The sequence below is a fragment of the Streptomyces sp. SAS_270 genome (genome assembly GCF_052543295.1).
The window spans coordinates 51,892-65,428 of the sequence record NZ_JBMNDS010000034.1 but is presented as its reverse complement, the minus strand read 5'-3'; the positions used below and the strand labels follow the sequence as shown (position 1 = coordinate 65,428).

General features: G+C 70.4%; 14 protein-coding genes. 10 read left to right on the top strand and 4 right to left on the bottom strand.

All coding sequences use genetic code 11. The features are described from left to right. The first annotated feature begins 122 nt into the window (after nucleotides 1-122). The gene (locus tag ACN6LB_RS22745; protein WP_445027536.1) at nucleotides 123-2,894 is read left to right on the top strand and encodes a helix-turn-helix transcriptional regulator; all 2,772 of its coding nucleotides are present in this window, start codon (nucleotides 123-125) and stop codon (nucleotides 2,892-2,894) included. Nucleotides 2,895-2,978: 84 nt separating this feature from the next. After that, the gene (locus ACN6LB_RS22740) at nucleotides 2,979-3,464 is read left to right on the top strand and encodes a MarR family winged helix-turn-helix transcriptional regulator (protein ID WP_445027535.1); all 486 of its coding nucleotides are present in this window, start codon (nucleotides 2,979-2,981) and stop codon (nucleotides 3,462-3,464) included. Here ACN6LB_RS22740 and ACN6LB_RS22735 read toward each other — a convergent pair. Next, complete coding sequence (locus tag ACN6LB_RS22735; RefSeq protein WP_445027534.1) at nucleotides 3,440-4,126, bottom strand: FMN-dependent NADH-azoreductase; 687 nt, start codon at nucleotides 4,124-4,126, stop codon at nucleotides 3,440-3,442. The two genes, ACN6LB_RS22740 and ACN6LB_RS22735, sit on opposite strands and share 25 nt — an antisense overlap. A 143-nt stretch (nucleotides 4,127-4,269) precedes the next feature. On the opposite strand from ACN6LB_RS22735, the gene ACN6LB_RS22730 reads away from it, so the two are divergent. The 5 genes from ACN6LB_RS22730 to ACN6LB_RS22710 all read left to right on the top strand — a co-directional run bounded on the left by ACN6LB_RS22730 (nucleotide 4,270) and on the right by ACN6LB_RS22710 (nucleotide 8,655). Beyond that, a complete protein-coding gene (locus tag ACN6LB_RS22730) occupies nucleotides 4,270-4,938 on the top strand; it encodes a nitroreductase (RefSeq protein WP_445027533.1) in 669 nt (222 codons plus the stop codon). A 116-nt stretch (nucleotides 4,939-5,054) separates the two neighbouring features. After that, on the top strand, nucleotides 5,055-6,008 hold the full coding sequence (locus ACN6LB_RS22725; RefSeq protein ID WP_445027532.1) for a patatin-like phospholipase family protein: 954 nt from the start codon (nucleotides 5,055-5,057) through the stop codon (nucleotides 6,006-6,008). After that, nucleotides 6,005-7,228, top strand: a complete 1,224-nt coding sequence (locus ACN6LB_RS22720) for a macrolide family glycosyltransferase (RefSeq protein WP_445027531.1) — start codon at nucleotides 6,005-6,007, stop codon at nucleotides 7,226-7,228. The genes ACN6LB_RS22725 and ACN6LB_RS22720 overlap by 4 nt, the downstream gene beginning before the upstream one ends. Nucleotides 7,229-7,231: 3 nt before the next feature. Then, nucleotides 7,232-7,720: a hypothetical protein gene (locus ACN6LB_RS22715; RefSeq protein WP_445027530.1), complete on the top strand. Its 489-nt coding sequence runs from the start codon at nucleotides 7,232-7,234 to the stop codon at nucleotides 7,718-7,720. Further along, nucleotides 7,717-8,655 carry a hypothetical protein gene (locus ACN6LB_RS22710; protein ID WP_445027529.1) on the top strand — a complete coding sequence of 313 codons (939 nt, stop codon included), beginning with the start codon at nucleotides 7,717-7,719 and terminating at the stop codon, nucleotides 8,653-8,655. Before ACN6LB_RS22715 ends, ACN6LB_RS22710 begins: the two co-directional genes overlap by 4 nt. A gap of 19 nt (nucleotides 8,656-8,674) precedes the next feature. Here ACN6LB_RS22710 and ACN6LB_RS22705 read toward each other — a convergent pair whose 3' ends face one another. Then, on the bottom strand, nucleotides 8,675-9,559 hold the full coding sequence (locus ACN6LB_RS22705; protein WP_445027528.1) for a UTP--glucose-1-phosphate uridylyltransferase: 885 nt from the start codon (nucleotides 9,557-9,559) through the stop codon (nucleotides 8,675-8,677). Between the two features lie 397 nt (nucleotides 9,560-9,956). Here ACN6LB_RS22705 and ACN6LB_RS22700 point away from each other — a divergent pair, with 397 nt between their 5' ends. Both ACN6LB_RS22700 and ACN6LB_RS22695 read left to right on the top strand, forming a co-directional pair. After that, the gene (locus ACN6LB_RS22700; protein ID WP_445027527.1) at nucleotides 9,957-10,220 is read left to right on the top strand and encodes a hypothetical protein; all 264 of its coding nucleotides are present in this window, start codon (nucleotides 9,957-9,959) and stop codon (nucleotides 10,218-10,220) included. A gap of 120 nt (nucleotides 10,221-10,340) precedes the next feature. Next, complete coding sequence (locus tag ACN6LB_RS22695; protein ID WP_445027526.1) at nucleotides 10,341-10,592, top strand: WhiB family transcriptional regulator; 252 nt, start codon at nucleotides 10,341-10,343, stop codon at nucleotides 10,590-10,592. A 152-nt stretch (nucleotides 10,593-10,744) separates the two neighbouring features. On the opposite strand, the gene ACN6LB_RS22690 is transcribed toward ACN6LB_RS22695, so the two are convergent. Further along, entirely contained in the window at nucleotides 10,745-11,110 is a 366-nt protein-coding gene (locus ACN6LB_RS22690; RefSeq protein WP_445027525.1) for a DUF6479 family protein, read from the bottom strand. An 81-nt stretch (nucleotides 11,111-11,191) separates the two neighbouring features. Beyond that, a complete protein-coding gene (locus ACN6LB_RS22685) occupies nucleotides 11,192-12,232 on the bottom strand; it encodes a protein kinase family protein (RefSeq protein WP_445027524.1) in 1,041 nt (346 codons plus the stop codon). Nucleotides 12,233-12,499: 267 nt separating this feature from the next. Between ACN6LB_RS22685 and ACN6LB_RS22680 the strand changes: the two genes are divergently transcribed. Further along, nucleotides 12,500-13,390: an SDR family oxidoreductase gene (locus tag ACN6LB_RS22680; RefSeq protein ID WP_445027523.1), complete on the top strand. Its 891-nt coding sequence runs from the start codon at nucleotides 12,500-12,502 to the stop codon at nucleotides 13,388-13,390. The last annotated feature ends 147 nt before the right edge of the window (nucleotides 13,391-13,537 follow it).

Genomic DNA, 13,537 nt, shown 5'->3' with positions numbered 1-13,537 from the left:
CCGCACTCCAGGACGGACACCCGGCAAGCGAATCATCGGGCGCGGACGCGGGCTGACGACACGACTCGCGATCAGCAGACGGATTACCATACTCACCGAAGATTCCTGACAAGGGAGCTGCCATGGCGAGGCGCGGTTCACGGGCCGGGCTCCTCGGCAGGGAGAACGAATGCAAGGCTCTCGACGATCTCCTGGCAGACGCCAGAGCCGGGCGCAGCGGTGTCCTGGTCCTGCGCGGTGAGCCTGGGATCGGCAAGACCGAGCTGCTGAGACATCTCCTCGGTCGTGCCACCGGATGTCGCACCATCAGGGCGGCCGGCGTCCAGTCCGAGATGGAACTCTCCTACGCCGGCCTGCACCAGCTCTGCGCCCCTCTGCTCACCGGTCTCGACCAGCTGCCCGAGCCGCAGCGTGATGCGCTCGGAACGGCCTTCGGGCTCCGCGGCGGCCCCCCGCCCGACCGGTTCCTGGTGGGCCTGGCCGCGCTGAGTCTCATCGCGGACGCGGGAGGTGACCAGCCGCTGGTCTGCCTCGTCGACGACGCGCAATGGCTGGACAAGGCATCCGCGTTGACCTTGGAGTTCGTGGGCCGCCGACTGCTCGCGGAATCGGTTGTGCTCGTCTTCGCCGTCCGCGACCCCAGTGCCGGTCACGCTCTTGGGAGCCTTCCCGAGCTGCCCATCACGGGACTGACCGAGCGGGATTCCCGGACACTGCTCGACTCGGTCGTCACCGGTCCGCTCGATGAACGGGTGCGCGACCGCATAGTCGCCGAGTCACGCGGCAACCCGTTGGCCCTGCTGGAGCTGTCGCGCGGGTTGAACACGGCGGAGATGGCCGGGGGCTTCGAGCGTCCGGACGCCTGGCCGTTGTCGAGCCAGATCGAGGAGGGGTTCCTCCGCCGGGTACAGGCGCTTCCGTTCGAGACCCGACGCCTGCTGTTCCTCGCCGCCGCGGAACCGCTGGGCGATGTGACACTGCTGAGGCGTGCGGCCGAGCGCCTCGGGATCGACGCCGATACGGCTGTGTCGACCGAAGGTGCGGCGGACCTGATCACACTCGGCACCCGGGTGCGCTTCCGGCACCCGCTGGTGCGCTCGGCGGCCTATCGAACAGCGGGCCCGAGCGAACGTCGAGAGGTGCACAAGGCGCTGGCCGAGGCCACCGATGCCCGGCTCGACCCCGACCGCCGGGCCTGGCACCTGGCCGACGCCGCCTCGGAGCCCGACGAGACGGTGGCCGCCGAACTGGAGCGCTCCGCGGGCCGAGCCCAGTCACGCGGTGGTATCGCCGCAACCGCTGCGTTCCTCCGGCGTGCGACCGCGCTGACCCCGGATCCGGCGCGACGCGCACAGCGAGCGGTCGACGCAGCACAGGCGAATCTCCACGCCGGCGCGTTCGAGTCGGCCGCCACCCTCCTCGCCACGGCGGAGGCGGGCCCCCTCGACGAACTGGGCCGTGCGCGGATCGAGGTGCTGCGCGCGGGGCTCGCGTTCGCCCAGAACCGCGGCGGCGAGGCCCCGCAGCTGCTGCTCGCCGCTGGTCGCCGGTTCGGTCGGCTCGATGTCGCGCTTGCCCGTGAGATCTACCTGGATGCCATCGCAGCGGCGATATTCGCCGGCCGCCTGGCGCGCGGCCCAGGACTGCTGGAGGTTGGCGAGGCCGCCCGTGAGGCACCGCCGGCCCGGCAGCCACAGGTGTCCGACATGGTGCTGGACGCCCTCGCCGTGCGGCTCACCGACGGTTACCCGGCGTCGGTGCCGATGATGAAGCGAGCTCTGGAAGCGCTCTGCGACGAGCGGCTCCCCGTACCGGAGCAGCTGCGTCGGCTCTGGCTGGCTTCTGTCATCGCCTCGGATCTGTGGGACGACGAGCACTGGCACACGGCCGCGACGCGTCATGTGACGATCAGCCGCGAGGCCGGAGCACTCAGCGCTCTCCCCGACGCCCTTGACTCCCGCGCGTTCGTGCACCTCATCGTCGGGGAACTGGCGGCGGCCGAGTCGCTGATCGACGAGACCGCAGCGGTGTGCGCGGCCACCGGCAACACCAGCCCGGGACGCGTCGGCCCCCTTGGCCTCGCCGTCTGGCGTGGTCGCGAGGGCGAGGCCCGTGCGTTGATCGACGCGAACCTGGGCGAGGCGGTGCCGCGTGGCCAGGGGGCCACCGTCACCGTCACACGGTGGTACGAGGCGGTGCTCTGCAACGGGCTCGGCCAGTACGCGCAAGCGCTGGCCGCGGCCCGGGAGGCAGCGGCCGAACAGCGGGAGTTCGCCTCGCCGCGCTGGGCGCTGACCGAGCTGATCGAGGCGGCCGTACGGAGCGGTTCACCGGAGTCGGCCATCGACGCGCTGGCGCGACTCTCGGAGGCGACGCGAGCCAGCGGCACCGACTGGGCGCTGGGCGTGGAAGCGCGCTCGCGGGCGCTGCTCAGCGAGGGCGACTCCGCGGAGCGGCTCTACCGTGAGGCGATCGAGCGGCTCGAACGGACCCGGGTCCGCATGGACCTCGCCCGCGCGCATCTGGTGTACGGGGAGTGGTTGCGCCGCGAGAACCGCCGCGTCGACGCCCGTGCCCAACTGGACGCCGCGCACGAGATGTTCAGCCGCTTCGGGGCGGAGGCGTTCGCCGAACGCGCGCGGGGCGAGTTGCATGCCACGGGGGCGAAGGTCCGCAACCGCACGGTCGCGACACCCACGGCTCTCACCCCGCAGGAGGCGCAGATCGCCCGGCTCGCGGGCAAAGGGCTGACGAACCCCGAGATCGGCGCCCAGCTGTTCATCAGTCGGCACACCGTCGAGTGGCACCTCCGCAAGGTGTTCTCGAAGCTCGGGGTCTCTTCCCGCCGGGAGATCCGCGCCATCCAGCTCGAGGGCGAGGCCACATCGGCCTGATGCGCGGGCGCGGTCGCGTTCTGTCAGTCACATCCGTTTCATACGAGACCGTATCGAACGAGTCAATGGCGGTAAACTGGCCTCATGTCAAGCGAAGCCTCTTCCGACGCCGGCCCCGCGCGTGTGACCGACCGCCCCGGGGACGCGTCGCCCTTCGCGCTCGGCCTGCTGCTGCGCCGGGCGCACTGGCGGGCGGCCGCAGTGATGGAAGAGGCTCTGAGGCCGCTCGGCATCGAGCTTCGGCATTTCGCCGTCCTCATCGTGCTCGTCGACCGCGGGCCGACGCTGCAGCGGGACCTGGTGGCGGCGACGGGGTCGGACAAGGCCGGCGTCATGCGTGTCGTGGACGACCTGGAGCGCAAGGGGCTTGCCCTGCGCAAGGCCGTCCCGGGGGACCGGCGGGCCCGGGCGGTGGAGATCACCGCCGAGGGTGTCGAGCTCTACGACGCCGCCCACGTGGCGGCGGAGCCGCTGGCCGAGGGCCTCGTCGTCGGACTGGCACCCGGCGAGCCCGAGCGGCTGACGGATCTGCTGACCCGGTTCGCCTATCCCGCCGACACCGACGAATAGGCGCCCCCGCGCACGCGTCGCAGTCGCTCCGCGAGCTCTTCGGCCTTGGAGGTCGCTTCCTTGAAGGCGCGGTCGCGGGAGGTCTCGTACAGCGGGACCAAGTCGCGCATGGCCGGATTCCGCGGCGCCAGCGTGAGCTCCGGGACGATGAAGTCGAGGTCCAGGCCGAGGGTGTCCCTGAGGACGGCCTCCAGGTAGTTCTGTACGAACTCGAAGCCCTCGCGCGGTGTGCCCGGCGCGTACGAACCGCCGCGGCTGGCGACGACGACGGCCGGGGTGCCCTGGGCGGAGGGGTTCTCGCCTGCGGTGCGGCCGAGCAGAAGCACGCTGTCGAGCCACGTCTTGAGAGTCGACGGGATCGAGAAGTTGTGCATGGGGGCGCCGATCAGGATCGCGTCCGCCTGCTCCAGTTCCTCTATGAGCGCCAGACGCGCGGCGAACGCGGCGGACTGCTCCGGCGTGCGTTCTGACGGCGCGGTGAAGCCCGCGGTCCACGCGGCGGCCGTGATGTGCGGGACGGGGTCGGTCGCGAGATCACGGTGGATCACCGTGCCCTCCGGGTGCTGCTCCTCCCATGCCTTGACGAAGGCGGCCGTGACCGAGCGGGACGAGGACGCCTCGCCGGGTAGTACGGACGAATCGATGTGCAACAGCGTGACCATGGACGTTCTCCCAAGTGGTGGTGCCTGAAGGCAGGGACCCGCTCTCGATGATTCGTTGAACTCGATCGAGAAGGTATTGAATGATACCATCTCGATCGCAACAGAATTTGGCAGGTCGGGCGTCAGGGAAGAGGTAGCCGATCGTGGATGTCCATGAGGCCGTGCGGAGTCGGCGTGCGGTGCGTCGCTTCAGCGAGCGGCAGGTTCCGAGGGAGACGTTGGAGCGCGTGCTGTCCAGCGCGGCCTGGACACCATCCGCGTCGAACCTCCAGCCCTGGCGGGCCTACGTGGTCACCGGAGGACCCCTGGCGGAGATGAAGAGGCGAGCCGGTGAGCGGCTGGCCTCGGGCGAGCCCTGGGACGAGGCGGAGTACGAGCAGTACCCACCTGCCCTCAAGTCCCCCTACCGCGAGCGCCGATCCGCATTCGGCGAGCAGCGCTACGGAGCGCTCGGCATTCCGCGCGAGGACATCGAGGCCCGTCAGAGGGCGGCCTCCGCGAACTGGCAGTGCTTCGGTGCGCCCGCCGCCCTGTTCTGCTACATCGACCGCCACATGGGTCCGGCCCAATGGTCGGACGTCGGTATGTACCTGCAGAGCGTCATGCTGCTGCTTCGCGCCGAGGGGCTGCACAGTTGTCCGCAGATGGCCTGGGCGAAGTACCACAGAAGCGTCTCGGAAGTCCTGTCGCCCTCGGGCGAACTCATCCTCTTCTGCGGTATGTCGATCGGATTCGAGGACGCCACGGAGACGGTCACCCGGACCGACCGGGCCCCTCTCGACGAGACAGTCACCTTCGTCGACGGCCACTGACACCACCGGTCGACACCGTCTCACACCGCTCCACCGCGCATGTCACACCTTGGGCGGGTGCCCTGTCATTAGGGGTGAGAGCAGGCATGAACCATGCCGACGCGAGGAGCAGAGGGATGACCGAGATGCCCCACGTCCGGCCGTGGCCGGAGAATCCGGAACCGTTGGGCCTGCGCGCCCTTCCCCGTCCTGTGGCCGTGGTGGTCGGCGCCGGTGGTGTGCTCGGCGCGGCGCATGTAGGCATCGGATACGCGCTGGAGCGGCGCGGATTCGTTCCGGACATGATCATCGGGACCTCGGTCGGAGCCCTCAACGGGGCCATCGCGGCCGCCTATCCTGAGGAGGCCGCCCCATGGCTGGACCATGTATGGACCCGGCTGCGCCGCCGTGAGGTGTATTCGCTCGGCCATCCGTCCTCGCGGGCCAGCGTCTTCACCGACCGCGGCCTGCGGCGACTGATCTCCCGGGCCGGACTGCCGTCGAGGATCGAGCAGTTGGCGGTCCCGTTCACCGCGGTGGCCATGGACCTCGGCACAGGCGCTCCCGTACTGCTCGACCGCGGAGACCTCGAGTCCGCGCTCCTCGCCAGTGCGGCGATCCCCGGAATGCTGCCCCCGGTGGAGCGGGACGGCCGGACTCTCGTCGACGGGGGAGTGGTCGCCTACGTCCCGGTGCCGGCCGCCCTGCAGGCCGGGGCCGCCAGTGTCGTGGTGGTGGCGGCGGGACCGGAGAGCTCGCCGTTGCGCCCGGTCGAACCGCGCCCACGTGCCGGGGCGATCGCCGCTCGGGCCGGGCTGCTGCTCCTGCACCGCCAGATCGAGCGTGACTTGCAGGAGGTGTCCGGGCTCATCCCGACCGTCGTGCTCCCCACCGGTATCGACACCTGGCCCGCACCCTGGGACTTCGGCCACTCCCAGCGGCTGATCAGCACCGCGTGCCGGACGGCGGGGCGCTTCCTCGACGAACTGCGCATCAGTGGACCGGGGCTGTACCGCGTCGCCGGCCCGTCCACGACATCCGCCGGCCCGAGCGGCCCATCGACCTCTTCGACAGTGGAGGCAGGACTGTGAGCACCATCGTGTTCCTCAACATCGGCATGCACGGACACATCAACCCGACACTGCCGGTCGTGGCCGAACTCGTTCGCCGCGGCCACACCGTCATCTACTACACCTCGCCTGCCTTCCGTGAGGAGATCGAGGCCACCGGCGCGACGGTGCGTCTCGACCCCGGAGGCGACCAGCCCTTCCCCGCCGAGCCGACGCCGCTGGCCTGGATGGAGGCGCTGGCGGTCACCACCCTCGGCCGGCTGCCCGCTCTGCTCACCGAGCTCCGCGGTGAAGGGCCCGACCTGGTCGTCCACGACAGCGCCTGTCCGTGGGGTGCGGTCGCCGCTCGTGAACTCGGCGTTCCGGCGGTCTCGTCGTTCACCACGTTCGCCTTCAACAGCCATGTCCCGAGCCCCACGCGGGCCTCCTGGGAGCTGCTGGCCGAGGCGAGTGCCCGCCCCCGCACCTTCCGGGGCTATCTGCGGTCCCGTCGGGAGCTGCACCGACGCTTCGACACCTCGCCGTTGCCACTGCTCGACCTGGCGAACATCCGCCAGCCGCTCAACCTCGTCTACACGTCGCGGGAATTCCAGCCCGCCGTCGAGGAGTTCGACCGGTCGTACCGTTTCGTCGGCCCGAGCATCGGCGCCCGCCCCGTTGACCCGACGTTCCCGGTGGACCAGCTCCAGGACCCGGTGTCGTACGCCTCGTTGGGCACGGTGTTCAACGCCGGCCCGCAGCTGCTCCGCAGTTTCGCCACCGGGCTCGCGCCCTTGGGTGGCACCGTGGTCGTGTCGACGGGACGGACCGATCCCGAGGAGCTGGGGCCGCTGCCCGCGAACGTGCTCGCCCGCCGCTTCGTGCCGCAGCCGGAGGTACTGGCACGCGCGGCGCTGTTCATCACCCACGGCGGGATGAACAGTGTCAACGAGGCCATGCACGCCGGAGTTCCGCTGTTGCTGGTCCCGCAGGGCGCCGACCAGCCGATGGTGGCCCGCCGCGTCGTCGAACTCGGTGCAGGCTTGACGATGCGCACCCAGGACGTCACCAGGGACTCCGTACGCGTCCTCGCCCGACGCCTGCTCCACGAGCCGGGGTTCAAAGCGGCCGCGACGACCCTGAAGGCCGCTCAACACAGGGCGGGCGGATACCGGCGGGCCGCCGACGAACTGGAGCAGTACACGCGGGTCGCGGGCTCGGTCCATGAGCCGGTTCCCGTCGATCCGTCACAGCGAGGCTGAGCGATGTCGATCCTCGTCGCGGTCCTGCTGCTGTTCGCCGGGGTGTCGGAGGCGGCCGGGCGCATCGTTCCCCTGCTGGCGCGCAGACCCGGCATGCCACGCACCCTGGTCGCGGGGCTGCTGCTGGCCGCAGGGCTGGTCGAGGCCGCCGTCTTCGCGCTGTGGCCGCTGACCGCGTGGAACCTCGCCGAGCTGGTCATGTCCTCCCCGCCACCGGGAGAGAGCCTGCCGTGGACTGCCGAGCTGGTCGCCCCGATGCTGCTCGCCGCCGTCCTCGCGTTTCCGGTGCTCGGGCCCTTTCTCCATCTGCTGCTCTTCGTGGGCGTCGGTGCCACTCTCGCCGACCCGCTGGCGACGGCCACCGGGCTCGGCTGGTGGAGTGCGGCCGGTTGTGTGGCCGTCGCCGGGGTCGGGCTCGGTCTGGCCGTGGAGACCGTTCGGCGGCTGGTCGTGAGGATCAGTGTGCCCCGGGCAACGGAGCCGATCGCATGAACACCTACCTGCTCTGGGCCCTGGTTCTCGGCCCCGTCCTGATAGCCGAGGCCCTGCTGTCCCGTCACGAGGTGCTGGTCTACGGCGCCGGTCTGCGCACCCCCCTCACCCAGCTCCCGGAGGGCGTCCCCTACGCCCGGGGTGCCGACCCCGACCGCCCGCCGGCCGCCTACTTGGTCTACCTGGACGGCATCGGAAAGCGTCGCGTCCGCGACACCAGGGACGGCGGCCAGCTGGTCCAGGCGGTACTCGCCGGAGCGCCGGAACTGCGGGTGCTGGGCCAGGTGCAGCCGTACTCACCGCTGGCCGACCCGCTGGCCGACCGGCCGGTGTGGGCGTGGCTGCGGCGGCGCATAGGGCTGCTGTTGTTCCTGCACAACGTCATGCAGGTCTTCGTCGCCGCCGACCACCGGTACCGCCCCCTGTACAACCGGGCCGTCGGCTCCCAGATCGGCACGCAGCTCCAGCTTGCCGGATACCGGCCCGGCAGCGGCGTTCCCGTGGTGCTGCTCAGCTACAGCGGTGGCGCCCAGGTCGCCACCGGTGCGGTCGAGGAACTGTACGCCCAGTTGCGTGCCCCGGTCGTGGTGATCACGCTCGGCGGGTTCCACAACGGGGCCAATGACCTCAACCACGCCGAGCATGTGCATCAACTCACCAGCGTCGGCGACCGGATCGAGCGGGTCGGCACGTGGATCTTCCCGCAGCGTTGGCGCCTGTTCCGGCGCAGTGGATGGAACCGGGCCGTTCGCTCCGGGAAGGTCACGGTCCATCGGCTCGACCCGGCCACCCACCTCGGGCCACGCAGCTACATCAGCCCGGAGGGCCTGTTGCCCGACGGCCGCAGCTACCTCGACCACACCACCGACACGGTGATCGCGCTCGTCCGCGCCCACTGCGGCGAGACCGCGGTGACGGACGAGCCGCGGCCGTGACACCGGACGCGGAGGGCGGTCAGCCGCCGACCATGCCGCGCAGGAGGGGGCCGTACTCGGGGTGGGCCAGGGCATGTGCCATCTGGGCCACCAGGTAGTCGGCCGGGTTGCCGGTGTCGTACCAGCGGCCCTTGATGACCTGGCCGTAGACCGCGCGGGCGGCGGCGTACGCGTTGATGGCGTCGGTGAGGTAGATCTCGCCGGTCCGGTGTTCGTACCAGCGGCGGGTCTGCTCGCGGAGTTCGTCGACGATGCCAGGTGTGATGACGTAGCCGCCGATGGCCGCGTACGACGACGGGGCGGCGGCGGGCTCGGGCTTCTCGACGAGGCCGGTGATGCGTAGTTGGCCGCCGCCGAGGTCCTCCTTGACGAGGGGCACGCCGTACCGCTGGGAGTCGGTGGGGTCCATCGGCAGGAGAGCCAGCACCGGGCAGCCGGTCTGCTCGTAGGCGCGGATCAGCTGCTGGGCGCGGGGCACCTCGGCGACGAAGACGTCGTCGGGCCACAGCACCAGCACGGGTTCGTCGCCGAAGGCCCGTGCGGCGTTCAGCACGGGGGTGCCGTTGCCGTACGGGCCGTACTGGTCGAGGTAGGTGATGTGGCCCCGGCGGGCGAGCTCGCCGACCTCTTCCACGGCGTCCGCGTAGGCGGTCTTGCCGTCGGCGCGGAGTTGCTCGACGAGGGCGGGGTTGGGGCGGAAGTGGTCCTGGATGAGGCTCTTGCCGTCGGAGACCACGATGGTGATGTCGGTGATGCCGGAGTCCACCAGCTCGCGCACGGTGTGCTCGATGACCGGCTTGTCGCCGACCGGGAGCATTTCCTTCGGTGTCGCCTTCGTCAGGGGCAGCAGACGCGAGCCGAGTCCGGCGGCGGGGATCACGGCCCTGCGGATCGTCGGAGCCATCAGGTCCCTCTCGGTCGGGACGGCCAGGTCGGTGAAGCTCAGCCGATCCTGCCACGCCGGGCCCCAATACGGTTGACCGGGCCGGTCGTGCGGGCAGTCCGAGCAGAGCGCCGGAAGCGGCTCGAGGGTGGCGCTCGCTGTCGGGGATACGCGTCGGTCACGACGACCCGGTCGAGTGGCGGGTCGCGAGCGCGGTGCCGCGAGATGTGCGGGCGATGCGCTTCATGTCGGCGAAGCAGGGCACTCCACCGACCACGACAGGCGGCATGCCATGTTGTGACACCGTCACAGAACCTCCGGCTGTCCGGTCATTATCTGCAAACGGTTGTGTGAGCCCGGGAATGTGCGGCGGTCACAGTTCGCCCACCGCGTTCCACCGACTGACACGGAGGCAGCAATGTTCGAGCAACGGACAGAGGCCGAGATGAGGTTGTACTCCGAGAGGACAGCCAGGGAAATCGCTCTGAAGAGGTCGCAGAGAGAGAGGGGCGACAACGACGACACCCCCGAGAATTGTGAGCGTGGCGGAGTGAACAGCGACTTCCCGGAGAACGGCTGTATCACCGAGCACGATGACGTCAGGGATATGTCGCCTCCGGCCGACGAAGCACGCGTGACGATGGAGACGACGGCCACCAGGGACTCGGAGCGAGCCGACTGACCGCCGCTGATCGTGACGACGCGGGGTCTCCCTCCGTTTCTGTCCGGGTTCTGCGGGCACCCGCACGTGGCGGTTCCGCTGGACGCGGTGAACCAGGAGCGGCCTGCAGGGGAGACGGTCATGGAGTGGTTGCGAAGGGCGGCTTGCGCGGAGATGGATCCCGAGCTGTTCTTCCCGGTCGGAACCACGGGGCCCGCGCTGCGGGACGAGCGGGCGGCGAAGCAGATCTGCGCCCGCTGCCCGGTGGTCAGTGAGTGCCTGAAGTGGGCCCTCACGAGTGGACAGGCCTTCGGGGTGTGGGGCGGAACCTGCGAGGAGGAGCGCTCCGCGATGCGGCGATACGCCCTCGACACCGGGCGGGTCGGGCGCTGACGCCGACCGCCCGTCCCGGCAGGGCCCCGCCCTCACCCCAACGGGAGGGCGAGGCCCTGTACTTCCTGGTGCGTGCGTGCGTGCGTGCGTGCGTGCGTGCGTGCCGCTGTGCGCCGTACGACGTTCACGTCACGCATTCCGCCGGCTCGGGCTCAGGTGGGTCCCGGGCCTCCGCTGCCGAAGGAACCGTTGTTGCCCTCGTCCCACCGGGGCCGCTTCTTCGAGGGGCTCGGCCGGGAACCGATGTTGCCGTGGGCCTTCAGGCGGTGCGGTGTCAGGCGGTTGCCGCTGCGGGGGACCTCGTCGGGCTCCCGGTACTCCCGGATCTCCGATACCGGGCCGTCCGCGGGGAGGCGAGGCTGCTCCTCCGGGCGGGGCGGGGCCGGCTCCCGGCGCCGGACCCGGATCCCGAGCCTGACCGCCCAGATCAGACCGGCGACGACGATCACGCCGGCTATGAGCGGAGCGATCCCGAGGAAGCCAAGAGAGGCCGCGATTTCCGTGCTCAGTGCAGTCATCCGAGGCGAGTACCCGGGGACGCGCTGTCCACCCCCGTACGGAATCCGCGGCGATCCTCCGGTCTCTTCCCTGTCCCGGGCTCAGAACCGCGACGGAAACGGGGTCCGTTTGCTCTCGGTGAGCAGGCGGCGGGCGAAGTCGTTGAAAGCGACGGCGGTCCGGGCGTGCCGATCGATGATCGCGGCGATCTCGGGGCGGACTCCCTCGGGCCGGCGGCCGGCGATCCACTCACGCAGGAAGACCTCGGGGTCCGCATCGCCGCGTACGTCGTCGAGCACGTGGTAGCGGAGCAGATGGGTCGCGGTGAGTGAGCGGTCGTAGACGAGATGGTTCGAGAGGAACTCGGCCTCGCCCCCTGAGAGTTCGAAGCGGGAGCTGAGGGCGAGTCCGAAGTCGGCGAAGTAGAGCAGTCGGCCATCGGTCAGGATGTTGTGGAAGTGGGCGTCGAAATGGACGAGCCCGTGTGCGCTCATGAAGGCGGTTCCGCGCACCAGGGACTCTTCCACCCACGGGTAGGCCGAGCTGCCTCCGTCCTGCGGCAGGGCCCCCCGACGGTCATCCAGCCATGCGGCCAGCGTCTGCGGCACGTGTTCCAGGAAGAGCACCAGGGAGGCTGACGAGCGGCCGATGGCCTCCAGCCGTTCGCGTACGGACTGGGAACCCTCCCAGTGAGCGACCGCGCCGTCGATGCCCCCGAACGCGTCGGCGAAGCCTTCCGGAGGGGCGGCGGGCAGGATGCGCCAGTGGTACATCAGCGGAAAGCCCGCGTAGGCGTTCCCGAGGACCCAGTGGGTGGTCATGGTGTGCACGGCCAGTTCGCGCCAAGCGCCGAACCCCGCCGACCCCACTCCGTACTGGTAGAACATCGGCAGACCGAAGAGATTCGCCGTCGACCGCACGTTCTCCGGCTGCAACTCCAGGTCCGTCAGGGGGACTTGCTTGACGAAGACCCGCGTCCCGTCGATGTCCAGCTCGGCCGACCGGCCCCCGATGCCCGACCCGAGAGGCACGGCCGCGGCGACGACCTCGCCGAGCCGGCGGTCGCTCAGCAGGGACAAGTGCGCGGCTACCGTTCCATGGGCGGCGAGACGCGCGACATGCCGTGGGTCTGGGGGATGCATCGACGGCTCCTCGGCGGCCTGAACCAGGACTTCGGTGATCTCGCGAACGCGCTCGACCCTATCCGTCGGGTCGTCCCGGCGAGGCACCGCATGACCGGCGTCGGGGAGACGCGCACAGTGCCCGCCGAGGGAGAGAGGTCCGCTGTCGGCACCCTCGCGTGGTGCCCGCCCGCTGGGTGGGACACCGGCGAGCGGTCCGCTTTTCGGGTGCCGTGAGAGGGGAACTCGATCAACCGTCCCGTGCCGTTTCGCGCCCAGGAGGCCGACGTGACCGATTCCCGGCACACTCAGCAGAACCCGACGACACAGCACCCCCAGCCCGACTTTCCCGGGCAGGAGCAGCCGCACCCGGGCTGGACCGGGCCCATGGACCCGCCCCCCGATCACGGCGAGGAGTCCTACCGCGGCAGTGGCCGTCTGGAGGGCCGCAAGACCGTGGTGACCGGCGGCGACTCCGGCATCGGGCGCGCGGTGGCGCCGGCCTTCGCCCGTGAAGGGGCCGACGTGCTGTTCACCTACCTCAAGGAGGAGGCGGACGACGCGCGGGAGACCTCCCGGCTGGTCGAGGACGCGGGCCGCAAGGCGGTCGCCGTCCCCTGCGACATACGCGAGGAGGACAACTGCCGCGAGCTGATCGAGCGTGCGGTCGCCGAGTTCGGGCGCATCGACGTCCTGGTGAACAACGCGGCGTACCAGATGTCGCAGCCGGACGGGATCGAGGCGATCTCGACCGAGCAGTTCGACCGGGTCATGCGCACCAACGTGTACGGGATGTTCTGGCTGACGAAGTTCGCGCTGCCGCACATCCCGGAGGGCGGCAGCGTCATCAACTCCACGTCGGTGCAGGCGTACAAGCCCAGTCCGCATCTGCTGGACTACGCCACGACGAAGGGCGCGATCGTGACCTTCACCCAGGGGCTGGCGCAGATGCTCGTCGAGCGCGGCATCCGCGTCAACGCGGTGGCGCCCGGGCCGGTGTGGACGCCCCTGATCCCGGCGACGATGCCCGACACCGTCGAGTTCGGCAAGCAGGCCCCCCTCGGCCGCCCCGCGCAGCCCGCCGAACTGGCCCCGGCCTACGTCTACTTGGCCTCCCAGGAGGCGAGCTTCGTCACGGCCGAGATCCTCAACGCGACCGGCGGCACACCACTGCCGTAGGAGCCGCCCGTTTGCCGACAAGCCGTCCGGGCCCCGCTCGTGACGACCGTGCGCACCCCCTTTACGTGGCTGTCATGTCCCTGTAGCTTCCGCGCCGCAAGAGTTTTCAGGAAGTTACCGGTTCTTCTTGCAGATCTTGGGTGTCAA